This is a genomic window from Alkalihalobacterium alkalinitrilicum (genome assembly GCF_002019605.1).
GTDB lineage: Bacteria > Bacillota > Bacilli > Bacillales > Bacillaceae_F > Alkalihalobacterium > Alkalihalobacterium alkalinitrilicum.
Genome location: NZ_KV917368.1, coordinates 3,179,639 through 3,205,374, shown reverse-complemented (window position 1 = coordinate 3,205,374; position 25,736 = coordinate 3,179,639). Strand labels below are relative to the sequence as shown.

Genomic DNA, 25,736 nt, shown 5'->3' with positions numbered 1-25,736 from the left:
GTATGAAAAAGGCGTGGTGGAAAGAGAGTGTTGTTTACCAAATATATCCACGTAGCTTTAAGGATTCAAATGGAGATGGTATAGGAGATCTCCAAGGTATCATTTCAAAGCTAGATTATCTAAAAGAATTAGGAATTGATGTTATTTGGCTTTCACCTGTTTACTCATCACCGAATGATGATAATGGTTATGATATTAGTGACTATCAAGATATTATGGGTGAATTTGGGACAATGGCAGATTGGGAACAACTGTTGAAAGAAGTGCACAACCGAGAAATGAAACTGATTATGGATCTCGTCGTAAATCATAGTTCAGATGAGCATCCGTGGTTTATTGAATCCAGTTCCTCGAAAACTAACAAGTACCGGGACTATTACATATGGAGACCAGCAAAAGAGGGGAAGGAACCTAATAATTGGGGTTCGAACTTTGGCGGGTCCGCTTGGCAGTATGATGAACAGACGGATGAATACTATTTACACCTTTTTTCTAAAAAACAACCAGATTTGAATTGGGAAACCCCCGACTTACGTGAAGATATTTATAAGATGATGACGTGGTGGTTAGAAAAGGGAATAGATGGATTCCGGATGGATGTAATTAATTTTATTAGTAAAGTGGAAGGGCTTCCTGATGATGAAGTAAAGCCAGGGAAAAAATACGCATCAGGTAGTAAGTATTATCGAAATGGACCGAAAATTCATAAATACCTACAAGAAATGAATCAAAAAGTCCTCTCAAATTATAATGTTATGACAGTTGGCGAAATGCCAGGGGTCTCACCAGATTTGGCAAAATTGTATACAGCTGAAGCTAGAGATGAACTAAATATGGTTTTTCAATTTGAACATATGGGGCTTGATAATGGACCAAATGGAAAATGGGATTTAAAAGAACTAGAGTTACAAGATTTGAAAAACAATTTATCCAAGTGGCAAATTGAATTGGAACGTGAAGGTTGGAACAGTTTATATTTTAACAATCATGATCAGCCACGTTCTGTTTCTCGATTTGGTCATGACGGAGAGTACCACCGTGCTTCAGCAACGATGCTTGCTACGTTATTACATATGATGAAAGGAACGCCTTATGTATACCAAGGTGAAGAATTTGGAATGACGAATGTTGCGTTCTCATCAATTGAAGATTACCGAGATATCGAAACACTAAACTTTTATAACGAAGAGAAAGAGCAAGGTGTAGCAGAAGAGCTAATCATGGCGAGTATACATGCAAAAAGTAGAGATAACGCAAGAACACCTGTTCAATGGGATGATCATCTCAATGCGGGTTTTACTACAGGGAAACCGTGGATTAATGTCAATCCTAATTATATGAAAATTAATGCAAAACGAGCGCTTGAAGACCCAATGTCCATTTTCCATTACTATAAAAAATTAATACAACTGAGAAAAACATACGACGTGATTGTATATGGATCATATCAATTATTGTTAGAAGACCATCCTACCGTTTTTGCTTATCAACGAGAGCTAGAAAATAAAAGAATATACGTGATATGTAACTTTTATGATGAAACAACTACAGTTCAACTCATAGAGAATTTAGGTGAGGCAACGTTACTAATTAGTAATTATGACCAGAACGAGCTTCAGAAACAAACGTTCAAACCATATGAAGCGAGAGTCTATTTAGTTGAAAAATAACTTCAAGGGGCGGTGCAGCACATGAAAGCAATGAACGAATGGTGGAGAAAATCCACAGTATACCAAATTTATCCAAAGAGTTTTAACGATACAACAGGTAATGGTGTTGGTGATCTTCAAGGAATTATTAATAAGCTTGATTACTTAAAGAAGCTAGGTATTGATGTTATTTGGTTAACACCGATTTACAAATCACCACAACGAGATAATGGGTATGATATTAGTGATTATTTTTCAATACATGAAGAATACGGAACAATGGAAGACTTTGACCGATTATTATCTGAAGCACATGATCGAAACATTAAGGTCATTATGGATATTGTCGTAAACCACACTTCAACTGAGCATGAATGGTTTCAGCAGTCACAACAGTCTAAAGACAATAAATATCGTGACTTTTATATATGGAAAGATCCAGTTGATAACACGGAGCCTACAAATTGGGTTTCAAAGTTCGGTGGGTCAGCTTGGAAGTACGATGACCAAACAGGACAATATTATTTCCATCTTTTTGATGTAACTCAAGCGGACCTTAATTGGGAAAACGAAGAGATGCGAAAACAAGTTTACGATATGATGCATTTCTGGTTTAAAAAAGGGGTCGATGGTTTCCGCTTAGATGTTATCAATTTAATTTCAAAAGATCAGCAATTTCCTATTGATGATGGTTCTGTTCCTCCAGGAGACGGACGAAAATTTTATACCGATGGACCACGTGTTCATGAATATATGCAAGAAATGAACAAAGAAGTGTTTTCTAAATATGACATTATGACCGTCGGCGAAATGTCTTCAACGACGATTGATCACTGCATTCAATATACAAATCCAGATCGAAACGAATTAAGCATGACGTTTAACTTTCATCATCTAAAAGTCGATTATCCGAACGGGGAAAAATGGGCGATTGGAGAGATGGACTTTCTTTCGTTAAAAGATATTCTTTCGAAATGGCAAGTCGAAATGCATAAAGGTGGAGGGTGGAATGCACTATTTTGGTGTAACCATGATCAACCCCGTGTTGTAACTCGTTACGGAAATGACGGGAAGTTTCACAATGAATCGGCGAAAATGCTGGCAACAACGATCCATATGATGCAAGGAACGCCGTATATCTATCAAGGTGAAGAGTTTGGGATGACGGATCCGAAATTCGACCGCATTAGTGAATATCGCGATGTTGAAACGTTAAATTATTATGAAATTATGAAGCATAAAGGCATGGCAGAAGAAGATATCATGGAGATCATTAAACGTAAATCCCGTGACAATTCAAGAACACCAGTTCAATGGAAAAGCGAAGAAAACGCTGGTTTTACAACAGGAACTCCTTGGATTAATGTTGCTAGTAATTTCGAGGATATTAATGCAGAAAAAGCACTACAAGATCCTAATTCTGTTTTCTATCACTACCAAAAGTTAATACAATTACGAAAATGCCATGATATTGTTACGTACGGGGACTATCATCTGATCGATCGAGATCATCAGGAGATATTTGCTTTTGTTCGTTCTTTTAAAGATGAAAAGCTGCTAGTTATTAGTAATTTTTACGACAACCAACTAACGTATAAGATCCCCAATTTCATTGATTTAGATTTATTTGAACACCAATTGCTTATTTCGAATTACAATGAATCAACATCACTAACTGAGCAGATAAGCGTTCGCCCTTATGAATCGATCGTTTATCATATAAAGAAAAAATGATACAATTATAATTGGTGATATTTGTGAAAAATAAATATGTAAAAATATATGAAGAGATTGCAACTAAAATACAAGAAGGAGACTATCCAGTGAATAGTCTCCTTCCTTCAGAAAATGATCTTGTCGAACTATACTCGACGTCGAGAGAGACGATTCGAAAAGCGTTAAAGCTTTTATCCGAACATGGGTTTATTCAAAAAGTACAAGGAAAAGGATCAATTGTCCTAGACGTCCAAAAATTAAATTTCCCGATTTCAGGGCTCGTCAGTTTTAAAGAACTGGCTAAAAAAATGGGTAATAGAGCCCGCACGACAGTGGAAGAGTTTAGTGAAATAAAGCCAGATACCTTTCTAAAAGAACAATTGCAGGCAACTGACGATGATAGGATTTGGAAGGTTATTCGTATTCGAGAAATTGCAAAGGAAAAAATTATTTTAGATAAAGATTTTTTATTGATAAAATATGTTCCTGACCTAACAAAATCCATATGTGAAGATTCGATCTATGAGCATATTGAACAAGAATTAGGTTTAACGATTAGTTTTGCGAAAAAAGAAATTACGATTGAAGAACCGACAGAAGAAGACCGACGGTTTCTTAATTTGGATGGATTCGTTAATATTGTTGTTGTAAAAAACTTTGTATATTTAGATGATGCAAGTCTATTTCAATACACAGAGTCTCGTCATAGACCTGATAAATTTAGGTTCGTCGATTTTGCTAGAAGGAAATTAACTTAATAGTATATCCACCCTATCATGTTCAAGATATTGATGGGTGGTTTTTTTATAATTTTTAAGGGCTTTTCGGCAAATCATAGTTAAAATGAAACTATCTAAATAATCAATCGTATATATTTTAATTACTAATTTCGATAGGTGAAAGGATGAACGTCATTGACTACATTAAGACCACTTGTTACCCTTTCCATCCTCTCCGTTCTTTTCCTAGCAGTCTATTATTCAATTGTTTCAGAACCTTCATATCCGATCCAAAAGGTGTCTAAAGAGGAAGCGATTGAAGCCATTGAGGTATTTAGTAAAAAAATGGATCTCAACATTGATGTAGGAGACAGATCGCCGACAATTGAAACGCGAGCAAACGAAAGTATTGGCCAATACATCACAGAGGAAAAGTGGACCAATGAAGAAATAGAACGTTTAACAAATGAAATTCCAATTTATACGATTTCTATCGTACTTGATAACTATCTTTTCGAAGTCGATCCGTTTACTTCTGATATCGTAAGAGCTAATAACCTGTACATCCATGTAGAAAATGATCAAGAAATAAACAATTTCCTGGAGAACTTATTTGGAAGCGGATTCGTAAAAGTAGAGGAACATAAGGGTGTATTTGGTGATATCGATTATATTTATAGTCGCGGTGAAGTGGCTGGAGAAATTGAGGGAAAAGTACGGATTTCCGTCTACGACAATACGATTTTAGCGTTTCATAAGTATGGTGAAGTAGATCAATACCCTTTTTCTACAGAAATCTTTAATTTATGGGAAATGATACTGGCCTTAGTTTTTATGGTAACGATTGTTGTAGTTGCAATTGTAGCAACAGTTCAATTGATCAAAAAGTTAAATAATAATCAAATCGAGGCTTTTCTAGGACCAACCCTTATATCATTATTAGCTGGTGTTGGGTGGTTTTGTGGACTGTATTTGGCGATGGGGACCGTCGATATGTTTAGCCTTCTCTTTTCAGGAGTCCTTACTTATGCGACTTTTGCCATTTTGCTAATTACAGCCCAAAAAACAGACTATGTTCAACCGTTTAGCCAAATAGCTGAAAAATTACAACCAGCGGTTTGGAATGGCTTTTTACTCATGATTGTGTCGACTAGTTTAACGACCATTTTTTATGGTTTATCCGCTTACTTCGGGGCTTGGTCTTCACCCGTAATGGATTATGCAGTTTTCTTAAATACTCCTCTTTGGGCTGTACCTGTCTTTGCGTTATCACTTGGAATATGTGCATCCATAAGTGAGGAAACCATTTTCCGACGCTATTTAATTCCAGCTTTTGATCGTTTTGGAGTTGTGGTTTCTGTATTAGCTACGTCCTTTTTATGGGGGATTGGACATATTGGATATCATATGGTTCCTTGGCATATTCGCATCTTTGAATTTGTACTGATCGTAGGGCCATTTTTCTACTTTGTATATAAAAGATATGGATTTGTAACGGCCATCTTCTGTCATTTCTTCTATAACAGTATGATTGGATCTATTTTCTTATTAACGATCATTGGTCCAGTAGGTTTACTGTCGGTCGTATTAACGTTAGTTCCGTTTCTAGTTTTTCTGAAAAGGCCAAAAGGACAAAGAAGAAAGCTTTTATTTCGAACTTAACAAAACATCAATGTTGAATTTATTAGGTGGGTAGGGGGAAAGAAGTTGAGGTATAAAGAATTAACTTTATGTTCCTATTTTTTTATTAATATAGTAAGTTTCATCATTTGACCGCATCTAATCTAATAATTATCAACATACTGGTCACATGACTGTCAAAAGAAAGTCCAATCAAAAGTGATGAACATGTTTACCATGGTATTGACAAGGAAAGGTTAGAAATGTTGATTGTAAATATCCACTTCATAGATAATAATATAAAATACTTTGTTACTATTGGACAGTAAGCCAAATTTTCGCTTGGATTACTATCGATTAGCAATAAACCACTTAATCTTTTAGAAAAGAGGTACATATAAATTCGGTTAAAAGAAAAGAAAAAATTTTTTCAAACTTTTTTTTGGGAGATTGACTGCAAATTGTGGTGATAGCTTAAAAAAATTCTCCAGAAAGTTTTGGCTTTGACTGATTTTAAGAAAAACCAAAGTCTATTTTTCGTAATCCCTTAGTACCGAAGTGATAATATAATATAGAAATTAGACGATATCCAATAAGTTGTATAGTTCACTAATAAATTATTAGGAGAAACCTACGTTGAACAAAAATCGAAACGAAATACAAAGAGTTATAAATCAATTACAGAAAGTGATGGAAAGCATTGACTTTAGAAATCCTTCAAGGCAAACAAAGGATATTTGTCAATATCTTGAGCACTACAAATTACCACAGGAGTATATAAGGTATCATATAGGAAATCTTCCTGTGGATAACTATAGCATAAAAGTTCAGGTGTTCTCCCCAATTCACGGGAAAAGTGGTGAAGTGGTCTTACTGTTGCATGGCTATCTTGATCACGTAGGGATATTAAGTGCGACGATCCACTTTTTAACAGATGAAGGTTATTCGGTCATTACTTTTGACTGGCCAGGACATGGTTTATCTAGTGGAGAACGAGCTGACATTACTCATTTTGAAGAATATCAACGGGTTTATGAGGCTTTAGTAAAGGAAGTAACAAAACAGTATAGCTCTCGACTTCATGTTATCGCCCATAGCACGGGAGCGGCTGTAGTGGTGAATGATTTACTCACACGATATCAACAGAGTTTGGCTTCTATCATCTTAGTTGCTCCGCTTATACGTTCAAACCTGTGGACAATTACAAAGTTAGGGTATTATTTGGCGAAGCCTATTGTAAAAAAAGTAAAGAGGGTCATTCGCGAAAGTAGTTCTGATAAACGATTTACTCAATTTATACAACGAGATCCATGTCAGCCGAAGACTGTTCCGCTTAATTGGTTAAAGGCGTTAATCGATTGGAATGATCGAATTCATACAGTGAAAGGCAACGATCATCGAGTTCTTGTACTCCAAGGAGTCGATGATGAAACAGTGGACTGGAAGTATAATTGTCGTTTTGTTGCTAAACAATTTCATAATAGTGAAATTCTCTTGTATGACGAAGGAAAACACCATTTACTTAATGAAAAGAAAGAGATTCGAGAGAATGTTTTTAATAAAATTATCCAAGAAATACAAGGGTCAAATAGTAAGGGAGTTTTAAAAACAAATAATGAATGACTATTCATTTTATGGTACACTTTGTTTATGAATAACAAAGGGGCGAGTATAATGGCGGTAAAAGAAACGTTAGAGAAATTACAGGAGAAAATGAACAATGAACCTGAAGGAATTCAAAGTCTACAAACAACATATCAATTTGATTTGACTGGTGAAGATGAAGGGACGTACCAAATTAAATTTGAAAACGGGCACGTAGAATATGTTGTCGGAGAGGTCTTTGAGCCAAAATGCACTCTTGCGTTAGCCGATTCTAATTTTTTAAAATTGGTGGAAGGAAAACTAAATCCAACGATGGCTTTTATGGGTGGAAAGTTAAAAATCAAAGGTGACGTGGGCTTAGCGTTAAAACTTCAAAATGTGTTAAAGAACTATCAATAACATAAAACAGTAAGGTGCTGAAAAGACCATAAATATTTCAAATGGAACAATAGTTATGTTGAAGTACCCTATTATTTAGATACGCAAAAAAACGCTTGGTTATCAATCCGAGCGCTGAGAACATATACCCCTCTATTTACTTATATTTTATGAACGCTTACCTTATCCCATGTAGCTTTCCAATTTTTTTTAAGGATACGCTCATTGTAGATAGATGCAAGGTTTTTGTTTTCCATAAAATACGGCGTCGGTTTAACTACTAAATTGACAACATCACTAATTCCACAAGGAGCAGTTAAAAAAACCTTGCCTCTTTCATCTAACTTTGCTCCTAATGCTGTTGCTGTTTCTGGAAACTTTGAAATTGCATCAACAGAAGAAAAGTAAGGTTCAACATTATTTCTAAGGTGCATTCTAGCTTCATTCTTAACAGACCAAGGAAAATTCGGTAAAAGAGATTTGAGTTTTTCTTCTACCTTCTTTTCTTCTAATTCATTAAGTTTTGTTGTATCAAAATAGATTACATCAATATCTGGAATCGTTGTCCTTTTACTAAATCCATGTAAAACATCCCAAATTTTTGACCTAATAAAGCCTGCACAAATCCACCAATCGGGTAAGTTTAATGATCTAGCAGTTTTTAATATTTCCATCATCCATTCATCTTCTTCTATAAGAGTAATGATTTCATCCTCATTTAACACCTATTTAAACCCCTTTTTAATAGAATAATTATATAAATTTATATCACCGAAAAAAGCATATCAATTTGTATGCTAATTGATATGCTAATTCGAACCTTATTTCTAATGTTTCTCCACAAAAACGGAACTACTTAAGGATCTTCTAGCTTTTTTTTGAGTTCTCTCACTAATATAGACATGTACTTGCTTTGAACAGAGTAATTTTATGCTCTTTTTTTATTTTTTTCCACAATGGTTAAGCTTTCGAATTCTTTTGCTTTTCGTTCTTCAATTCTTTTTTCAATTTTATTTAAAGCGACTGGGTCTTGAAGTAATTGTTTTTTGTTTTCAAGAACCAAATCCTCAAATGATGGTGCATGTTTTCTCATCTCTCATCATACCTTTTTATTTATATTTTTATATGTTCATTGTAAACGTAGTTTGTAAAAATAGTATGAAGAAATTGTTACAATTTTTCGAATAATAATATAATTTGGCGAAATATGTAAAAGTTTATCGAATTAACACTCTCGTATAGAGCAAGCTCCTGACTCATATGTTTAAAAGATGAACAACAAAGAAAGTAGGGGAAGAAAGTGAATTATTATCAGTACGTTTATAGGAATAATGCATCTCTAAATATAATAAAACAACTCTTAACAAGGGAAAGCACAGCGGTCATAACTTTTGATTTCTTAATGGTCATTGCTGAAACAGAAGACAGTAAACAATTGTTAGCACAAATTATTCAAGTTAGAAGAGAGAATGACGAGCAGCTTAAGTGGCTTTATTATCAGTTAGCAGGAGAAATGGTCGCTGTTGATCAGGATATTTTTGAAAGACCAGAGACATATAAAAAAGGCATTAAAAGAAAATTAGAGCGTCAACAAAGGAGAGTAAACCTTTTATCAAGATTATATAGGGAAGTAACAGTGAATTCGTTTCGACGGGTCGTTGAAAATATTCTAGTGAAAGAGAAATGGGTACAAGATGTTCTTGTATATTTAGATCAAAAAAACAGATAAAAATGTTGTCCACAAAACTATCCACATATTAAACAAACAAGCTAGAACTTTTAAAGAGATATAAAGATACTTACCCACACTATCCACAACCTGTGGATAAACCTGGGGAAAAGATGGTAAAAAAAAGTTTTAATCTGTAAGCGATTACATTTTAAAAAGAGGTTTACAAACATTAAATACGTTGATAGAATATTCATAAATTTAAAACGATTTAAAGCGATACAGGATAAAAAGAATAATCGTACCCAAGTGACATGTGATTGTTGTCAAAAGACAACATGAAGTAATTATTAACATCTTTAATTATCAGAATATTCATTAAATTATTATTTAGGGGGAGTTAGCTATGACGGTGACAGTCGAGATGAAAGTATTGGAAGAAATGGAAAAGAAAATTGAAAGATTGACGATGGAAATTCGTGAGTTGCGCAAAAGTGAGAATGGATTTGAGCCATTAGAAACCGATCTATTTTTAACAGAAGTATATAATTAATTAAACGATACTACTGAATACAAATTCTTTCGAGGCTGACTTATAGTAAGTGTCAGACACCTCAACTATCGATATAGATGCTAAAGGGGTTAGAAGCACTTTATCCACAAGTTATGGTGTAGAGCACTAATAAGTCAGTCTTTTTTCTTGAAAGTGAGATGCAGAAATAGTAATAGACTAGGAGAGAATAATATGTTAGATGGAATCCGAATATTAGATTTTTCGCAGTATTTACCGGGTCCTTACGCGAGTTTGCGACTAAGTGATATGGGAGCAGAAGTTATTAAAGTAGAGCCGTTGTCTGGTGACCCAGCAAGAGCGCTAGGAGATAAACGTGATGGCACGGGTTTAATTTTTTTAGCTAATAACCGTAACAAGAAGAGTATAGCTCTTAACCTTAAGGAAAAAGAGGGCAAGCAGATTGCTCTTGATTTAATGAAAAAGTCTGATGTTGTTATCGAAAGTTTTCGACCAGGTGTAATGGAGAGACTAGGATTAGGCTACGAAGAAGTCAATAAACACAATAAAGATATCATTTACTGTTCACTTACTGGGTATGGACAAGATACTGCATTAAGTCATTTTGGTAGCCATGATATTAACTATATAGCTCTTAGTGGAATGCTTAGTCAATTAAAAGATACAAATGGCGAACCTGTACATCCAACCATAACTTTAGCCGATTTAGCTGGGGGGATGGCAGCATCCGAAGCTATCTTAGCAGCACTCGTTCAACGGTCTATTAAAAAAGAAGGTAGCTATATCGATTTATCGTTAACGGATGTTATGGTATCACTTATGAATAATCATGTTTTAATAGCAAGTGAAAAGGGCCGCCAACAAGGTGTGGCTGAATTAACGGGTGCGATGATTTCATATCATGTTTATAAAACCAAAGATAACCGTTATATGAGTTTAGGAGCATTAGAACCAAAGTTTTGGATTAATTTTTGTAATGCTGTTGGTAAAGATGAGTGGGTACCTGCACATATGTCTGAAACGATAGACAGTAACCCAATTTACCGTGAAATGAAAGAACTGTTCCTATCGTATTCGATGCATGAGTGGATGAGCTTCGCACAAAAAGTTGACTGTTGTATGGCACCAGTGCTTGAACCGGGTGAATTAACATCATCAAAATATGTTGAAGAACGTCGCTTGATCTTTACTCCACTTGACGGATACCCTGAAGTAGCAACTACATACGATAAAGAAAAGGGAACATTTGCAGAGTTATACCCATCTCCAGAATTAGGAGAACATACAGAAGCTGTATTAGCGGAAGTTTTACAATATGATCAGGAACAAATTGCTACATTAACAACAAAAAAAGTGGTTAAAACCAAAGGAGTTAGTCATGGCGTATACGAAATACAAGCAAAAGGTTAGTACAATTACGCTGCCGACGCCTTTTTTGGTTGGCCCTGTTAATGTGTATCTAATTGAAGGCCATGAAGCATTGACCCTTGTGGATACTGGACCGAAAACAGAAGAAGGATGGCATTTATTAAGCGATGAGTTAAAGGTACGAGGGTATTCAGCAAATGACATTGATCAAATTGTTATTACACATCACCACCCTGATCATGTTGGTTTACTTGACCGATTTCCGAATGCGAACCTTACAGGCCATCGTAAAGTGAAACCTTGGATTGAACAAGATGTTTCCTTTATAAAAAGAACAAGTGAGTTTCTCGAGAAATTATTCACTGAACACGGAATGAACGCGAAAATAATACAGGACATATCCATTCGCAATATGTCCTTCCTTCAGTTTACGTGTAAAGCTGTGGTTCATCAGGTGGTCCAAAGTGGAGACCGTATTCCAGGCCTAAATGGATGGAAGGTCCTTGAAACGCCAGGACATGCTCAATCTCACATTATGTTAATAAATGAAGGTGAACAAATGTCCATTTCTGGAGATCACCTTATAAAACATATCTCATCTAATGCGATCATTGAGGCCCCATATGGAGAACAAAAAGAGCGATCGAAGTCATTATTACAGTACCGAGACTCACTTATGATGTTGAAAGACTATAAATTAAACATTGCTTACCCTGGACACGGGGAGCCTATTGTTGATATTCCTTATCTAGTCGATGAGCGAGTTAAAGAACAAGATCAACGAGCTGCGCATATAAAACAACTTATTGGAAAGGACACTTTATCATGCGATCAAATTACTCAACGTCTTTTTCCAAAAGTGTATAAAAAGCAACCTGATTTAACGTTTTCTGAAACGTTAGGTCATTTAGACTTACTTGAGTGGACTGGACAAGTGACATGTGAAAATAAAGATGGGTTTATTTTTTACAAAGCAACCTGACTGGTTGTTCATTCAGTATGTTGTCCTTTTTTCCTTGTAGAATTATTGTTAAACTAGAACAAAGAAAGTATTTCCAGAGGAGGGACACCAATGGAACAAAAACAGTGCAATTCTGTTTGTAAAGGGCTTATTATTGGTAGCGCGGTAGTTGTAACTGCGTTATTATCGTACCCTAAAACGAGAAAGAAAATCGTGAAGGGGGCGGAAGAAATGAAACATGCAGCTCAAGATGCAACAACCTATATCAAGGAAAATCGCGAAGAGATATTTGGAAAAATTAAAGATACTAGTACGCAAATTTCTGATGCAATTCGATCTGTTAGTGATGATGTAAAACAAATATCTGAAAGTGCACAGCATATTAAAACAAGCTCCATGGAAGTTATTAATGCCGCAAAGGACGTCGTTGAAGATATTAAAAAAATAAAGGAACCAAACAAAGAAGACCCTTTTGAAGGAATTTAATTTTTTTTAAAATAATTTAGTATATCTTTTTGAAATTGAGACAATATAATGGAGGAGGAAGGCAATAACTTTCCTCGAAATAAGTTTTCACCATCAAGCTGAAGGAAATAACGATTGTTGATCAGAACCTCAAGAGGTGGTTGCATTGTACAATTATGCAGAAATGTAAATTGTTAGGCGATTTCATTGAAAGAGGTGTTACCGAAAAACAAATATCGTTACGACCCCAGAAGCAGTTGAATGAATGGTGAGGCACTTGAGGAAAAGGTGACCCTTTAACGGTGGTCACCTTTTCTTTTTCTTCTTTTTAATGGTTTATAAAACGTTATTTTTTAGGAGAAATCTTCATCTTATAGTGAGATAATCTTTTCTGATGAGGGAAATAAAAAAAATATAAAAAACGTACATACTTTTTGATAAGCGGGACATCATAATAAACGAGGACGGCGGTTAGCTATCCTCAACCAACAAGTCCACATCAATGATTAAAATTACGGTAATAACATTTTGTCAGTAAATACCTCAAGAGGTGAATTGCGTTGAACAATTATGCCGAAAGTGTAATTTGTTAAATACAAATTCGTTGAAAGAGGTGTCTGTGAAAGACAAAAATCGTTACGACCCCAGAATGTAATTTTTTGAAATGAACAATGTGGAACTTGGAAAAGAAGGTGGCCACTAACGTTGGTCGCCTTCTTCTACTAATTGGAGAGGTGATTGAAATGAGTAATAAAAAGCATAACCATAAAAATAAAAACAATACGAGCCATAAGCACTCCAATAATCATAAGACAAGTAGTTCAGCAAATAAATCCAATGGTTATCACTAAATTTCTGAGAAGCACTAAAAAGTGCTTCTTTTTTTTGTTTAACAATGAATATATATGGTAATAGTGTTATATCTTGTCCTAAAGGGGGAATGATTTTATTGGTTTTTTCAAAACGCTTAGATGAATTAAGGGAATCCCATTGTGACAAGGGAGTATTAACCATTTATCTAAACACACTTCGCAGTGGTCAAGACGATTGGAAATTACAGTTGAAAAATGGATTGAAAAAGTTAGAACAGTATGTAAAAGCAAGGAAAGACAATGAGGAATTAAAGAATTACCGTAATGTAAAAAAGAAAGTTGAAAAACAGCTATTGGAAAGTCAGCATGACATGTTAAAGGCTGTTGTTGTATATGCGTCACTAGATGCGAATATATGGGAATTTCATCATTTGCAACTTTCAGTTGAAAATAGTTTTTGTTGGGAAAAACATCCAGAAATTGAACAGTTAGAACGTATCCAACAACAATATCCAGCGAGTGGAGTGTTATTACTTCAACAAACCGATTTGCTTGCTTTGGATACGCGGCTTGGTGAAGTGAATGAAGAAATACGTTATACGTTAAATGTAGAAAGTGACAATTGGAGAAAATACGAAGGAGTAGCAACGGCAGAACGAATAGCATCAAGTGCTAATCACAAAGATCAGTATCAAGAACGAATAGAAGTGAATCAACAACGTTGGCTAAGAAGACTTGCCCCGTTAATTGATCGAAAATCGCGGGAATGTCAATGGGTGGGAGTTTATATTGTGGGTTCACAAGATTTAGCAAAAGAATTAGGTAAATACTTACAAACAAAAATCATTAAAGTTGTTCCCAAAAATTTATCATCGTTACCAAGTCATAAGGTCGTTGGAGAAGTAATCGGATAACATAAGAGGCTGACTTATGATAGTCAGCCTCTTTGTTATGCGGTTGCTGCTGTTTTAATAGATGTAGGTTCAGCTTCTTTATAAATAATTCCTAAAATAAAGATAATCAATAAAATTCCCCCAACGGCAAAATAAATACTTCCCCGATCCATAAGATCTATTAAAATACCTCCAGTTAATGGTCCTAAAATACTCCCTAACCCAAAGCTTACTGCTGTCATAACATTGCCTGTTGGCAATAAATTTTTGGGGAGTAAATCGGCCAAATACATGACGCCAAGCGAATATAAAGAACCAACCAGTGCACCCGCTAACGTAAAAATTACTAGAAGTACGGGATATGATTGTTCAACAAAGATCATACTGAAAAAAGACATTGACCCTAAAAAGGTAACAGTAAGTAGAATTTTTTTTCTCCCCCATTTATCACTTAATAAGCCAAGAGGTAATTGGGTAATAAGTCCACCAACTACAAAAGCAGGTAGAAGAATCGAAACCCACTCAATTGTAATTCCAGAACGGAGTGCGTATACAGGGTAGTTTCCGTGAATGGATGCTTCAAGAAACCCATAACAAAACCCTGGCAATAATGCAAACCAGGCTAACTTAATGACTTGCTTATATCTATCTAGTGTTCCTGTTTGTTTTGCTGTTTCTATATCACTTTCAGGCCACTCATTTCTTAAAAACAATACAAAACCATAAGAAAATAAGCTAAAGAGTCCAGCGATAATAAACGGTAAAAACTCATTAATAGATAATAATCTTGTCATAAAGGGGCCAGCACTAAAACCGAACCCAAAGGCTAACCCGTATAAGGAAATGTTTCTTCCTCTTTTGGTTCTGTGACTTGTGGATGTAATCCATACTTGTGTTGCGAAATGGACCATATTATCCCCTATTCCGACGATCATCCGTAAAATAAACCAAAACCAAAAGACTTGCCAAAAAGGAAATAATAATAAAGATAAAATAATTAATATAAGCCCAACTGTAATTACAGGTTTGTATCCATACTTACGAACAGGTTTCTCAATAAATGGAGAGGCTAAAAGTATACCAATATACAAAGCTGCAGCATTTAAACCATTTAATGATGAAGAAGTCCCTGCTTGTTCTAGCATGATTGCTAATAAGGGGAGTAACATACCTTGTGAAAATCCAGCAATTAAAACCAAGAGGAGTAATACTGAAAAACGGTAGCTAGGATTATTTTGTTTAATTTCAATGCCTGAACTCATTATCGTCCTCCGTAAATATTGAAGTTGAAATACATATCTAACATACATATTGTAATGTCTAGTAATAGATATTCAAGGAAATTATTTTAAAGTAGAATTAAATTTTTTTTGCATAATGGATGACGTATTGTTTAAACCTTTGTAAAATATAAATAATAAAGATGAAGGAAGTGTTTGAATGGAATTTACAATGAAGGAAAATGGTTTCAAAGCAGACTTTGAATATGGAACTCTACATGTTTCAGGTAATGAGGAGTTTGGTTTTAGACCGTACCAACTATTAGTATCTTCAGTTGCAGTCTGCAGTGGAGGGGTATTACGCAAAGTATTGGCGAAAAAGAGACTTGAATATAAAGATATTAAAGTATCTGCTGAAGTTACGAGAAACCCTGAGGGAGCACAAGAAATTCAAAAGATACACATGCATTTTACGATTATAGGGTCTAACCTAAGTGAAGAGAAAATTGAAAAGTCGTTAGTTGTAACTAAAAAGAATTGTTCTATGGTTCAGTCGGTAAAAGATAGCATTGAAATTACTGAATCGTTTGAAATAGTAGAAGGGTGAATAAATGTACAGTTGGGATATCTTTAACCGTTGGATCTTTACTACAAGGATTAGCGATGTCCCTTTTTTTATTTCCTCATGCAATTCCATCAGGTGGTGCTGCGGGCATCGCTATATTGTTGGAACATCTTTTTTCTATTAGATATGAGTTGTCATTATGGATATTCAACTTTCTTTTACTTTCGGTTGCTTTTAAATGGATCGGTTTTTTTAGTGTAGTAAAAACATTGTATTCTGTAACGATAACTTCAATAACGATAAGCTTAGTTAGTGCTTCTGTGAATGATCCTATATCCTATGTTTATATAGATATGATGTTGGGTGCGTTTCTTTTTGGTTTTGGAGTCAGTCTTTTGTTCATTAGTGGTGCTTCGTCAGGTGGGGTAGCTATTATTGTGCATGTGCTTCATAAACAGTTAAATTTAATGCCAGGAAAATTGCTGTTTATTTTTAATTCGGTTATTTTTTTATCACTGGCAGTTACAATCGATTGGGTGATATTACTCTACGCTCTTATAACTCAATATATTTCATCAAAGATTATTGACCTTTTTTATAAGTTGCTTCATCATAATTTAATGAATGGACAAACTGCTGTTTCTAAGTAATTGACGATAAAATTATTTTTCTATAATTTATAGTTGACGGTTCAGTCGATTCGTCATATAATAACTTTTGTCGCCAACGCAATAACGACTTCCAAATTCAGTTCAAAAAAAGTTTTAAAAAAGACTTGATTTTGAATTCAGGATTTGGTAAGATAAATCTTGTCGCTGCTGAAACGGCAGTTAAAAAAGTTCTTTGAAAACTGAACAAAAAGCCAAGCGAAATAAAGAGATACATGATATCTCGTCAATGTTTTAAAAACGTCACGTTTGTGACAATGAGCTTATATCAAGCTATTTTCAATTTATTGGAGAGTTTGATCCTGGCTCAGGACGAACGCTGGCGGCGTGCCTAATACATGCAAGTCGAGCGGACCTTTCAAGAGCTTGCTCTTGAAAGGTTAGCGGCGGACGGGTGAGTAACACGTGGGCAACCTGCCCTGTAGACTGGGATAACTTCGGGAAACCGGAGCTAATACCGGATAATCAATGACACCACATGGTGTTGTTGTAAAAGTTGGGTTTACCTAACACTACGGGATGGGCCCGCGGCGCATTAGCTAGTTGGTGAGGTAATGGCTCACCAAGGCGACGATGCGTAGCCGACCGGAGAGGGGGATCGGCCACACTGGGACTGAGACACGGCCCAGACTCCTACGGGAGGCAGCAGTAGGGAATCTTCCGAAATGGACGAAAGTCTGACGGAGCATCGCCGCCTGAGTGATGAAGGCCTTCGGGTCGTAAAGCTCTGTTGTTAGGGAAGAACAAGTACCGTTCGAATAGGGCGGTACCTTGACGGTACCTAACCAGAAAGCCACGGCTAACTACGTGCCAGCAGCCGCGGTAATACGTAGGTGGCAAGCGTTGTCCGGAATTATTGGGCGTAAAGCGCGCGCAGGCGGGCTTTTAAGTCTGATGTGAAAGCCCACGGCTCAACCGTGGAGGGTCATTGGAACCTGGAAGACTTGAGTACAGAAGAGGAGAGTGGAATTCCACGTGTAGCGGTGAAATGCGTAGAGATGTGGAGGAACACCAGTGGCGAAGGCGACTCTCTGGTCTGTAACTGACGCTGAGGCGCGAAAGCGTGGGGAGCAAACAGGATTAGATACCCTGGTAGTCCACGCCGTAAACGATGAGTGCTAGGTGTTAGGGGTTTCGATGCCCTTAGTGCCGAAGTTAACACATTAAGCACTCCGCCTGGGGAGTACGGCCGCAAGGCTGAAACTCAAAGGAATTGACGGGGGCCCGCACAAGCGGTGGAGCATGTGGTTTAATTCGAAGCAACGCGAAGAACCTTACCAGGTCTTGGCATCCCTTGACACCTCTGGAGACAGAGCGTTCCCCTTCGGGGGACAAGGTGACAGGTGGTGCATGGTTGTCGTCAGCTCGTGTCGTGAGATGTTGGGTTAAGTCCCGCAACGAGCGCAACCCTTGATCTTAGTTGCCAGCATTTAGTTGGGCACTCTAAGGTGACTGCCGGTGACAAACCGGAGGAAGGTGGGGATGACGTCAAATCATCATGCCCCTTATGACCTGGGCTACACACGTGCTACAATGGATGGTACAAAGGGCAGCGAAACCGCGAGGTCGAGCCAATCCCATAAAACCATTCACAGTTCGGATTGTAGGCTGCAACTCGCCTACATGAAGCCGGAATCGCTAGTAATCGCGGATCAGCATGCCGCGGTGAATACGTTCCCGGGCCTTGTACACACCGCCCGTCACACCACGAGAGTTTGTAACACCCGAAGTCGGTGGGGGAACCGTTTGGAGCCAGCCGCCTAAGGTGGGACAGATGATTGGGGTGAAGTCGTCACAAGGTAGCCGTATCGGAAGGTGCGGCTGGATCACCTCCTTTCTATGGAGTATTTACTCTAGTCGATGCATACTTCGAGTATGTACGCTTTGGTCTTTTTTGTTCAGTTTTGAGAGAACTCAAAACTCTCTATTAGCTTTTTGCATCTGCGTCTACGAGTAACGCTTCGAAGTAAGCTTCCTCGATGCAAGGCTGCATGAAGTTATATCTAAGATGATTGTTCAAGGTGTGATTCAAGACAGTAGCCTTGTTCAGTTTTGAAAGAATTTAATCTTTTAATTCGATTTAGTTCTTTCAATTTAAAAGACAAATTAGAAGCAAGAAGTTCAAGGAAATGAAGTCCTGAGGAAACGGATCGTATCTATAATACGTGAGTACCGCAAGGGCAAAATTGACGAAGAAATTCGCCGCTTATTATTTGTCTAATGCGTTCTTTGAAAACTGGATAATGACTAGAAATGACATCAAGATTTCACTGGGTTGCACTTTGTGTAACCAAGAGTAACTTGAGTCGTCAAGAATTCAACAACCTTTATAGTTATTTAAGTTTTTTGATAAACTTTAGAAGTTTTAAAAGAAACAAGAAGTTCGAGGAAGTGAAGTCCTGAGGAACGGATCGTATCTAACATACGTGAGTACCGGAAGGACAAAACTGACGAAGAAATTCGCAGCTTATTTTAAAACGTAGGTTAAGCTAGAAAGGGCGCACGGTGAATGCCTTGGCACTAGGAGCCGAAGAAGGACGCGACGAACAGCGAAATGCCTCGGGGAGCTGTAAGTAAGCTTTGATCCGGGGATATCCGAATGGGGGAACCCACCATCCGTAATGGGATGGTACCCATACCTGAATACATAGGGTATGAGGAGGCAGACCTGGGGAACTGAAACATCTAAGTACCCAGAGGAAGAGAAAGCAAATGCGATTTCCTGAGTAGCGGCGAGCGAAACGGAATTAGCCCAAACCAAGAGGCTTGCCTCTTGGGGTTGTAGGACGTCTCACATGGAGTAAGAAAAGACGATCATAGGCGAAGCGGTCTGGAAAGACCCGTCAGAGAAGGTAACAACCCTGTAGCCAAAATGATCGTCTCTCCGAGACGGATCCTGAGTACGGCGGGACACGTGAAACCCCGTCGGAAGCAGGGAGGACCATCTCCCAAGGCTAAATACTCCCTAGTGACCGATAGTGAACCAGTACCGTGAGGGAAAGGTGAAAAGCACCCCGGAAGGGGAGTGAAAGAGATCCTGAAACCGTGTGCCTACAAGTAGTCAGAGCCCATTTACGGGTGATGGCGTGCCTTTTGTAGAATGAACCGGCGAGTTACGATCCCGTGCAAGGTTAAGCTGATAAGGCGGAGCCGCAGCGAAAGCGAGTCTGAATAGGGCGAATAAGTACGTGGTCGTAGACCCGAAACCGTGTGATCTACCCATGTCCAGGGTGAAGTTCAGGTAACACTGAATGGAGGCCCGAACCCACGCATGTTGAAAAATGCGGGGATGAGGTGTGGGTAGGGGTGAAATGCCAATCGAACTCGGAAATAGCTGGTTCTCCCCGAAATAGCTTTAGGGCTAGCCTCGAGGGAAGAGTATTGGAGGTAGAGCACTGATTGGGCTAGGGGTCCCCACAGGATTACCGAACTCAGTCAAACTCCGAATGCCAAATACTTATCCTCGGGAGTCAGACTGCGAGTGCTAAGATCCGTAGTCAAGAGGGAAACAGCCCAGACCGTCAGCTAAGGTCCCCAAGTATACGTTAAGTGGTAAAGGATGTGGAGTTGCCCAGACAACCAGGATGTTGGCTTAGAAGCAGCCACCATTTAAAGAGTGCGTAATAGCTCACTGGTCGAGTGACTCTGCGCCGAAAATGTACCGGGGCTAAACGTATCACCGAAGCTACGGCTTGTCCTTACGGACAGGGGTAGGGGAGCGTTCTAAGTGCAGCGAAGTCAGACCGGAAGGACTGGTGGAGCGCTTAGAAGTGAGAATGCCGGTATGAGTAGCGAAAAGAGGGGTGAGAATCCCCTCCGTCGAAAGCCTAAGGTTTCCTGAGGAAGGCTCGTCCGCTCAGGGTAAGTCGGGACCTAAGCCGAGGCCGAAAGGCGTAGGCGATGGACAACAGGTTGAAATTCCTGTACCACCTCCTCACCGTTTGAGCAATGGGGGGACGCAGTAAGGTAGGGTAAGCGCGCTGATGGATGCGCGTCTAAGCAGTTAGGCTGGTAAGTAGGCAAATCCGCTTACCATAAAGGCTGAGCTGTGATAGCGAGGGAAATTAAGTACCGAAGTTCCTGATCCTACACTGCCAAGAAAAGCCTCTAGCGAGGTGAGAGGTGCCCGTACCGCAAACCGACACAGGTAGGCGGGAAGAGAATTCTAAGACGCTCGGGAGAACTCTCGTTAAGGAACTCGGCAAAATGACCCCGTAACTTCGGGAGAAGGGGTGCTCTGTTAGGGTGTATGCCCGAGAGAGCCGCAGTGAATAGGTCCAAGCGACTGTTTAGCAAAAACACAGGTCTCTGCGAAGCCGCAAGGCGAAGTATAGGGGCTGACACCTGCCCGGTGCTGGAAGGTTAAGGGGAGTGGTTAGGCGCAAGCCGAAGCTGTGAACCGAAGCCCCAGTAAACGGCGGCCGTAACTATAACGGTCCTAAGGTAGCGAAATTCCTTGTCGGGTAAGTTCCGACCCGCACGAATGGTGTAACGACTTGGACACTGTCTCAACGAGAGACCCGGTGAAATTATATTACCTGTGAAGATGCAGGTTACCCGCGACAGGACGGAAAGACCCCATGGAGCTTTACTGTAGCTTGATATTGGATTTTGGTACAGCTTGTACAGGATAGGTAGGAGCCTTGGAAGCGTGAGCGCCAGCTTACGTGGAGGCGTCGGTGGGATACTACCCTGGCTGTATTGAAGTTCTAACCTCGAACCGTGATCCGGTTCAGGGACAGTGTCAGGTGGGCAGTTTGACTGGGGCGGTCGCCTCCTAAACAGTAACGGAGGCGCCCAAAGGTTCCCTCAGAATGGTTGGAAATCATTCGTAGAGTGCAAAGGCATAAGGGAGCTTGACTGCGAGACCTACAAGTCGAGCAGGGACGAAAGTCGGGCTTAGTGATCCGGTGGTTCCGCATGGAAGGGCCATCGCTCAACGGATAAAAGCTACCCTGGGGATAACAGGCTTATCTCCCCCAAGAGTCCACATCGACGGGGAGGTTTGGCACCTCGATGTCGGCTCATCGCATCCTGGGGCTGAAGTAGGTCCCAAGGGTTGGGCTGTTCGCCCATTAAAGCGGTACGCGAGCTGGGTTCAGAACGTCGTGAGACAGTTCGGTCCCTATCCGTCGTGGGCGTAGGAAATTTGAGAGGAGCTGTCCTTAGTACGAGAGGACCGGGATGGACACACCGCTGGTGTACCAGTTGTTCCGCCAGGAGCATAGCTGGGTAGCTACGTGTGGACGGGATAAGCGCTGAAAGCATCTAAGCGTGAAGCCCCCCTCAAGATGAGATTTCCCATTACGTTAAGTAAGTAAGACCCCTTAGAGATGATGAGGTTGATAGGTCTCGGGTGGAAGCGTGGTGACACGTGGAGCTGAGAGATACTAATCGGTCGAGGGCTTATCCAAAACATAAAGCGTTGATATTCTTCTAGTACATTATCCAGTTTTGAGAGAATGACTCTCAATCATAAGCATCGAATCACTTCGAAGCTTATCACAACTTAAAAAAGGATTTTCAGAAGCAAGAAGTTCGAGGAAGTGAAATTCTGAGGAGTGGAGCGTATCGGAAAGGTAACCGACTAAGTTCGTCACGTCCTGTGACAACGTCGGCACTAGTACATCCTGTACGTCGGAGCACCGCAAGAATTGAAACTGACGAAGAAATTCGCAGCTTATCAAAAATCCTAATAGAAAATTGTTAGAAGCGAGTAGTTCGAGGCGGCAAGTTCACGAGTAGCGGAATGTACGTTTGAAGGGTACATGAGCAACGCAGGGAGCGCAGCCAACGAAGAAATGCGAAGCTTATCACAATTTTATAAGTCTAGTGGCGATAGCGAAGAGGTCACACCCGTTCCCATGCCGAACACGGAAGTTAAGCTCTTCAGCGCCGATGGTAGTTGGGGGCTTCCCCCTGTGAGAGTAGGACGTCGCTAGGCTATTAAATAAATATTATCTGGGGCCTTAGCTCAGCTGGGAGAGCGCCTGCCTTGCACGCAGGAGGTCAGCGGTTCGACCCCGCTAGGCTCCACCAGGATTTTTCATTCGGAGGAATACCCAAGTCCGGCTGAAGGGATCGGTCTTGAAAACCGACAGGCGGGTTAAACCGCGCGGGGGTTCGAATCCCTCTTCCTCCCCCATATTTATTTAATAACTTAGACCATCTATTTACTGTATATCATCGAATCCATTTCGAGGAAACGCAAGTAGAGAAAAAGAAAGCCAATTGCTTCGATGAGTAACATCATCCATAAGCATTCATATTATCGCGGGGTGGAGCATGGAGCTATACTTCATGAATTCACATCGACATGTCGTGACGCATCAAGCTACAAAGCGTTACGAGAAGAGGAAACGATGACCTCTTAGAAAAAACATCATCCGTAAGCTATATAACGTCGCGGGGTGGAGCAGTCTGGTAGCTCGTCGGGCTCATAACCCGAAGGTCATAGGTTCAAATCCTATCCCCGCAACCAAAATAACTTTTAGTGTGGTCCCGTGGTGTAGCGGTTAACATGCCTGCCTGTCACGCAGGAGATCGCGGGTTCGATTCCCGTCGGGACCGCCATAAAATATTAGAGTTTAGAGAAGCAAGAAATTCAATGCTTATCGCAAGTTGAATAAGGCTCGGTAGCTCAGTCGGTAGAGCAATGGACTGAAAATCCATGTGTCGGCGGTTCGATTCCGTCCCGAGCCACCATTTAATGTTGGAGGGGTAGCGAAGTGGCTAAACGCGGCGGACTGTAAATCCGCTCCCTGAGGGTTCGGCGGTTCGAATCCGTCCCCCTCCACCATTTTTTACTCTAGGGGCATAGTTTAAAGGTAGAACTACGGTCTCCAAAACCGTCAGTGTGGGTTCAATTCCTACTGCCCCTGCCAGAGAGACCATTATATTGTGGCGGTTGTGGCGAAGTGGTTAACGCACCGGATTGTGATTCCGGCATTCGTGGGTTCAATTCCCATCAGCCGCCCCATTTTAATAGTATAAAAATTTATGGGCTATAGCCAAGCGGTAAGGCAACGGACTTTGACTCCGTCATGCGTAGGTTCGAATCCTGCTAGCCCAGCCATTATGCGGAAGTAGTTCAGTGGTAGAACATCACCTTGCCAAGGTGAGGGTCGCGGGTTCGAGTCCCGTCTTCCGCTCCAAGAAAATAGTCTGTCTAGCCGGGGTGGTGGAATTGGCAGACACACAGGACTTAAAATCCTGCGGTAGGTGACTACCGTGCCGGTTCAAGTCCGGCCCTCGGCACCATATGCGCCCTTAGCTCAGCTGGATAGAGTGTTTGACTACGAATCAAAAGGTCGGGAGTTCGAATCTCTCAGGGCGCGCCAATTTAATACGGGAAGTGGCTCAGCTTGGTAGAGCACCTGGTTTGGGACCAGGGGGTCGCAGGTTCAAATCCTGTCTTCCCGACCATGACGAATTTAAATTCAATAGGGCCTATAGCTCAGCTGGTTAGAGCGCACGCCTGATAAGCGTGAGGTCGGTGGTTCGAGTCCACTTAGGCCCACCATATATTATTCCACAGTAGCTCAGTTGGTAGAGCAATCGGCTGTTAACCGATCGGTCGCAGGTTCGAGTCCTGCCTGTGGAGCCACTTACTGGCCCGTTGGTCAAGCGGTTAAGACACCGCCCTTTCACGGCGGTAACACGGGTTCGAATCCCGTACGGGTCACCAATTTAAATTTTTTTGTTCCAGTTTTCATGGAGGATTAGCTCAGCTGGGAGAGCACCTGCCTTACAAGCAGGGGGTCGGCGGTTCGAGCCCGTCATCCTCCACCATGCCGGTGTAGCTCAATTGGTAGAGCAACTGACTTGTAATCAGTAGGTTGGGGGTTCAAGTCCTCTCGCCGGCACCACTATAAACTTAAAAAAAGTTTATTAAAATGAGTAATAAGTTAATACTCATTTTTGTGTTAGGAAGATATTCGTTCAAAAATCAAAGTGAATAAGCTACATTTAATTCGGGAGCCATTAGCTCAGTTGGTAGAGCATCTGACTTTTAATCAGAGGGTCGAAGGTTCGAGTCCTTCATGGCTCACCATTTTTTGTTTTTGCGGGTGTGGCGGAATTGGCAGACGCGCTAGACTTAGGATCTAGTGTCTTTGACGTGGGGGTTCGAGTCCCTTCACCCGCACCATTCTATTCATAAATAAAGAGAATATACATATGTAAGGGAATTACCGTTTATAGGTAATTCCCTTTTTAGCGCCAGGTACCTTTAGCAGACTAAAGAGGACTGATAACGTTGATTCAGTCCAATTGTCTTGGTGGAGCGCCATTTTGGTGTTTCTTAGTTATTGATTCTGTAAACAGCGTAGGATATTTTTTTTGCTCAGTAATAATTGGTGGAGCTTGGCCTGAAGGAAATTTAGTGTGAATATAATCTAATAATGTTTGTATGTCTTTTTTGGTAGCTAATTGACTTTGTTCATCTAATATAATGCCAAGTTGGCCGCTAACTTCAACAGTTGCCCACTTAACTTGACTAATGTGTTGCACATTGGCTTGACGTAAGCGCATTTCTAATTGATCGACTGTAAGTCTTAATTTTTTTAAGTTTTTAATATTGATTACACCATCTTCGATTACAATAATTGATTTTCCAGTAAAAAAACTTTCAACTTTGTCAAACTTAACTTGAAGAAATTCAATAAAAATTAAAGTAAGAATAAGTAAAAGTGCAATGAGAAATGTAATCCAAATGTTTCGCTCACTTACTGGCTGTATCATTAAGTTCCCAATGGAAATCATAATAACGGTTTGGGAGACGGTTAATTGGGAGATTGATTTTCTACCACCAAGCCGTAATATCATAACCCCTACAAATACAATTATAATGGCTTTCCATACCCAGTGAAAATCCAAAATACTGCCTCCTTTATCT

General features: G+C 39.7%; 19 protein-coding genes, 20 tRNA genes and 3 rRNA genes. 38 read left to right on the top strand and 4 right to left on the bottom strand.

Going from position 1 to position 25,736, the window contains the following annotated elements:
* Window positions 1-2: 2 nt before the first annotated feature.
* From BK574_RS15505 to BK574_RS15480, 6 genes are all read left to right on the top strand, one after another.
* Complete coding sequence (locus BK574_RS15505; RefSeq protein ID WP_078429218.1) at window positions 3-1,670, top strand: glycoside hydrolase family 13 protein; 1,668 nt, start codon at window positions 3-5, stop codon at window positions 1,668-1,670.
* 30 nt (window positions 1,671-1,700) lie between these two features.
* The gene (gene treC / locus BK574_RS15500) at window positions 1,701-3,383 is read left to right on the top strand and encodes an alpha,alpha-phosphotrehalase (RefSeq protein WP_078430884.1); all 1,683 of its coding nucleotides are present in this window, start codon (window positions 1,701-1,703) and stop codon (window positions 3,381-3,383) included.
* Window positions 3,384-3,406: 23 nt separating this feature from the next.
* On the top strand, window positions 3,407-4,123 hold the full coding sequence (gene treR, locus BK574_RS15495) for a trehalose operon repressor (protein ID WP_142247977.1): 717 nt from the start codon (window positions 3,407-3,409) through the stop codon (window positions 4,121-4,123).
* Window positions 4,124-4,279: 156 nt separating this feature from the next.
* Window positions 4,280-5,746 (top strand): CPBP family intramembrane glutamic endopeptidase, encoded by a 1,467-nt coding sequence (locus BK574_RS15490; protein ID WP_078429217.1) that lies wholly within the window; start codon window positions 4,280-4,282, stop codon window positions 5,744-5,746.
* Window positions 5,747-6,340: 594 nt separating this feature from the next.
* Complete coding sequence (locus BK574_RS15485) at window positions 6,341-7,327, top strand: alpha/beta hydrolase (protein WP_078429216.1); 987 nt, start codon at window positions 6,341-6,343, stop codon at window positions 7,325-7,327.
* Window positions 7,328-7,378: 51 nt separating this feature from the next.
* The gene (locus tag BK574_RS15480) at window positions 7,379-7,708 is read left to right on the top strand and encodes an SCP2 sterol-binding domain-containing protein (protein ID WP_078429215.1); all 330 of its coding nucleotides are present in this window, start codon (window positions 7,379-7,381) and stop codon (window positions 7,706-7,708) included.
* Between the two features lie 140 nt (window positions 7,709-7,848).
* Here BK574_RS15480 and BK574_RS15475 read toward each other — a convergent pair whose 3' ends face one another.
* Both BK574_RS15475 and BK574_RS15470 read right to left on the bottom strand, forming a co-directional pair.
* Window positions 7,849-8,364 (bottom strand): nucleotidyltransferase family protein, encoded by a 516-nt coding sequence (locus BK574_RS15475; protein ID WP_078430883.1) that lies wholly within the window; start codon window positions 8,362-8,364, stop codon window positions 7,849-7,851.
* Between the two features lie 251 nt (window positions 8,365-8,615).
* A complete protein-coding gene (locus BK574_RS15470) occupies window positions 8,616-8,780 on the bottom strand; it encodes an FbpB family small basic protein (protein ID WP_075389370.1) in 165 nt (54 codons plus the stop codon).
* A gap of 207 nt (window positions 8,781-8,987) precedes the next feature.
* Here BK574_RS15470 and BK574_RS15465 point away from each other — a divergent pair, with 207 nt between their 5' ends.
* The 6 genes from BK574_RS15465 to BK574_RS15445 all read left to right on the top strand — a co-directional run bounded on the left by BK574_RS15465 (window position 8,988) and on the right by BK574_RS15445 (window position 14,408).
* Window positions 8,988-9,416, top strand: coding sequence for a hypothetical protein (locus tag BK574_RS15465; protein ID WP_078429214.1), 429 nt, complete (start codon window positions 8,988-8,990; stop codon window positions 9,414-9,416).
* A 346-nt stretch (window positions 9,417-9,762) separates the two neighbouring features.
* The gene (locus tag BK574_RS27905; RefSeq protein WP_169917351.1) at window positions 9,763-9,909 is read left to right on the top strand and encodes a hypothetical protein; all 147 of its coding nucleotides are present in this window, start codon (window positions 9,763-9,765) and stop codon (window positions 9,907-9,909) included.
* A gap of 192 nt (window positions 9,910-10,101) precedes the next feature.
* The gene (locus BK574_RS15460; RefSeq protein ID WP_075389368.1) at window positions 10,102-11,298 is read left to right on the top strand and encodes a CaiB/BaiF CoA transferase family protein; all 1,197 of its coding nucleotides are present in this window, start codon (window positions 10,102-10,104) and stop codon (window positions 11,296-11,298) included.
* Window positions 11,267-12,238 carry an MBL fold metallo-hydrolase gene (locus BK574_RS15455; RefSeq protein ID WP_078429213.1) on the top strand — a complete coding sequence of 324 codons (972 nt, stop codon included), beginning with the start codon at window positions 11,267-11,269 and terminating at the stop codon, window positions 12,236-12,238. The genes BK574_RS15460 and BK574_RS15455 overlap by 32 nt, the downstream gene beginning before the upstream one ends.
* A 90-nt stretch (window positions 12,239-12,328) precedes the next feature.
* Window positions 12,329-12,703: a YtxH domain-containing protein gene (locus BK574_RS15450; RefSeq protein ID WP_075389366.1), complete on the top strand. Its 375-nt coding sequence runs from the start codon at window positions 12,329-12,331 to the stop codon at window positions 12,701-12,703.
* Between the two features lie 928 nt (window positions 12,704-13,631).
* Window positions 13,632-14,408, top strand: coding sequence for a VLRF1 family aeRF1-type release factor (locus BK574_RS15445; protein WP_078429212.1), 777 nt, complete (start codon window positions 13,632-13,634; stop codon window positions 14,406-14,408).
* Between the two features lie 35 nt (window positions 14,409-14,443).
* Here the strand turns inward: BK574_RS15445 and BK574_RS15440 are convergent, their stop codons facing one another.
* Complete coding sequence (locus tag BK574_RS15440) at window positions 14,444-15,649, bottom strand: MFS transporter (RefSeq protein ID WP_078429211.1); 1,206 nt, start codon at window positions 15,647-15,649, stop codon at window positions 14,444-14,446.
* A gap of 178 nt (window positions 15,650-15,827) precedes the next feature.
* Here BK574_RS15440 and BK574_RS15435 point away from each other — a divergent pair, with 178 nt between their 5' ends.
* The 26 genes from BK574_RS15435 to BK574_RS15315 all read left to right on the top strand — a co-directional run bounded on the left by BK574_RS15435 (window position 15,828) and on the right by BK574_RS15315 (window position 24,989).
* Window positions 15,828-16,214 (top strand): OsmC family protein, encoded by a 387-nt coding sequence (locus BK574_RS15435; RefSeq protein WP_075389363.1) that lies wholly within the window; start codon window positions 15,828-15,830, stop codon window positions 16,212-16,214.
* The gene (locus BK574_RS15430; protein ID WP_075389362.1) at window positions 16,211-16,822 is read left to right on the top strand and encodes a YitT family protein; all 612 of its coding nucleotides are present in this window, start codon (window positions 16,211-16,213) and stop codon (window positions 16,820-16,822) included. Before BK574_RS15435 ends, BK574_RS15430 begins: the two co-directional genes overlap by 4 nt.
* A 302-nt stretch (window positions 16,823-17,124) precedes the next feature.
* Window positions 17,125-18,677 (top strand): 16S ribosomal RNA (locus BK574_RS15425).
* 645 nt (window positions 18,678-19,322) lie between these two features.
* Window positions 19,323-22,254 (top strand): 23S ribosomal RNA (locus BK574_RS15420).
* A gap of 414 nt (window positions 22,255-22,668) precedes the next feature.
* Window positions 22,669-22,784 (top strand): 5S ribosomal RNA (gene rrf / locus BK574_RS15415).
* The 16S, 23S and 5S rRNA genes sit together here with 2 tRNA genes alongside, the layout of an rRNA operon.
* Before the next feature lie 19 nt (window positions 22,785-22,803).
* Window positions 22,804-22,879: transfer RNA gene (locus tag BK574_RS15410), tRNA-Ala, on the top strand.
* 13 nt (window positions 22,880-22,892) lie between these two features.
* Window positions 22,893-22,985: transfer RNA gene (locus BK574_RS15405), tRNA-Ser, on the top strand.
* A gap of 94 nt (window positions 22,986-23,079) precedes the next feature.
* Window positions 23,080-23,214 carry a hypothetical protein gene (locus BK574_RS28855; protein ID WP_274379232.1) on the top strand — a complete coding sequence of 45 codons (135 nt, stop codon included), beginning with the start codon at window positions 23,080-23,082 and terminating at the stop codon, window positions 23,212-23,214.
* Window positions 23,215-23,244: 30 nt separating this feature from the next.
* Window positions 23,245-23,321: transfer RNA gene (locus tag BK574_RS15400), tRNA-Met, on the top strand.
* Window positions 23,322-23,337: 16 nt separating this feature from the next.
* Window positions 23,338-23,413 (top strand) — tRNA-Asp (locus BK574_RS15395).
* A gap of 56 nt (window positions 23,414-23,469) precedes the next feature.
* Window positions 23,470-23,545: transfer RNA gene (locus BK574_RS15390), tRNA-Phe, on the top strand.
* Window positions 23,546-23,554: 9 nt separating this feature from the next.
* Window positions 23,555-23,639, top strand: a tRNA-Tyr gene (locus tag BK574_RS15385).
* Between the two features lie 11 nt (window positions 23,640-23,650).
* A tRNA-Trp gene (locus BK574_RS15380) sits at window positions 23,651-23,724 on the top strand.
* A gap of 19 nt (window positions 23,725-23,743) precedes the next feature.
* Window positions 23,744-23,819 (top strand) — tRNA-His (locus tag BK574_RS15375).
* A 21-nt stretch (window positions 23,820-23,840) separates the two neighbouring features.
* Window positions 23,841-23,915: transfer RNA gene (locus BK574_RS15370), tRNA-Gln, on the top strand.
* 4 nt (window positions 23,916-23,919) lie between these two features.
* A tRNA-Gly gene (locus BK574_RS15365) sits at window positions 23,920-23,994 on the top strand.
* 17 nt (window positions 23,995-24,011) lie between these two features.
* Window positions 24,012-24,100, top strand: a tRNA-Leu gene (locus tag BK574_RS15360).
* Window positions 24,101-24,103: 3 nt separating this feature from the next.
* Window positions 24,104-24,180 (top strand) — tRNA-Arg (locus BK574_RS15355).
* 8 nt (window positions 24,181-24,188) lie between these two features.
* A tRNA-Pro gene (locus BK574_RS15350) sits at window positions 24,189-24,265 on the top strand.
* 20 nt (window positions 24,266-24,285) lie between these two features.
* A tRNA-Ile gene (locus BK574_RS15345) sits at window positions 24,286-24,362 on the top strand.
* An 8-nt stretch (window positions 24,363-24,370) separates the two neighbouring features.
* Window positions 24,371-24,446 (top strand) — tRNA-Asn (locus BK574_RS15340).
* Window positions 24,447-24,452: 6 nt separating this feature from the next.
* Window positions 24,453-24,527: transfer RNA gene (locus BK574_RS15335), tRNA-Glu, on the top strand.
* A 28-nt stretch (window positions 24,528-24,555) separates the two neighbouring features.
* Window positions 24,556-24,631 (top strand) — tRNA-Val (locus BK574_RS15330).
* A 1-nt stretch (window position 24,632) separates the two neighbouring features.
* Window positions 24,633-24,708 (top strand) — tRNA-Thr (locus BK574_RS15325).
* 109 nt (window positions 24,709-24,817) lie between these two features.
* A tRNA-Lys gene (locus BK574_RS15320) sits at window positions 24,818-24,893 on the top strand.
* A 12-nt stretch (window positions 24,894-24,905) separates the two neighbouring features.
* Window positions 24,906-24,989, top strand: a tRNA-Leu gene (locus BK574_RS15315).
* 113 nt (window positions 24,990-25,102) lie between these two features.
* On the opposite strand, the gene BK574_RS15310 is transcribed toward BK574_RS15315, so the two are convergent.
* Window positions 25,103-25,717 carry a DUF421 domain-containing protein gene (locus tag BK574_RS15310; RefSeq protein ID WP_075389231.1) on the bottom strand — a complete coding sequence of 205 codons (615 nt, stop codon included), beginning with the start codon at window positions 25,715-25,717 and terminating at the stop codon, window positions 25,103-25,105.
* Between the last annotated feature and the right edge of the window lie 19 nt (window positions 25,718-25,736).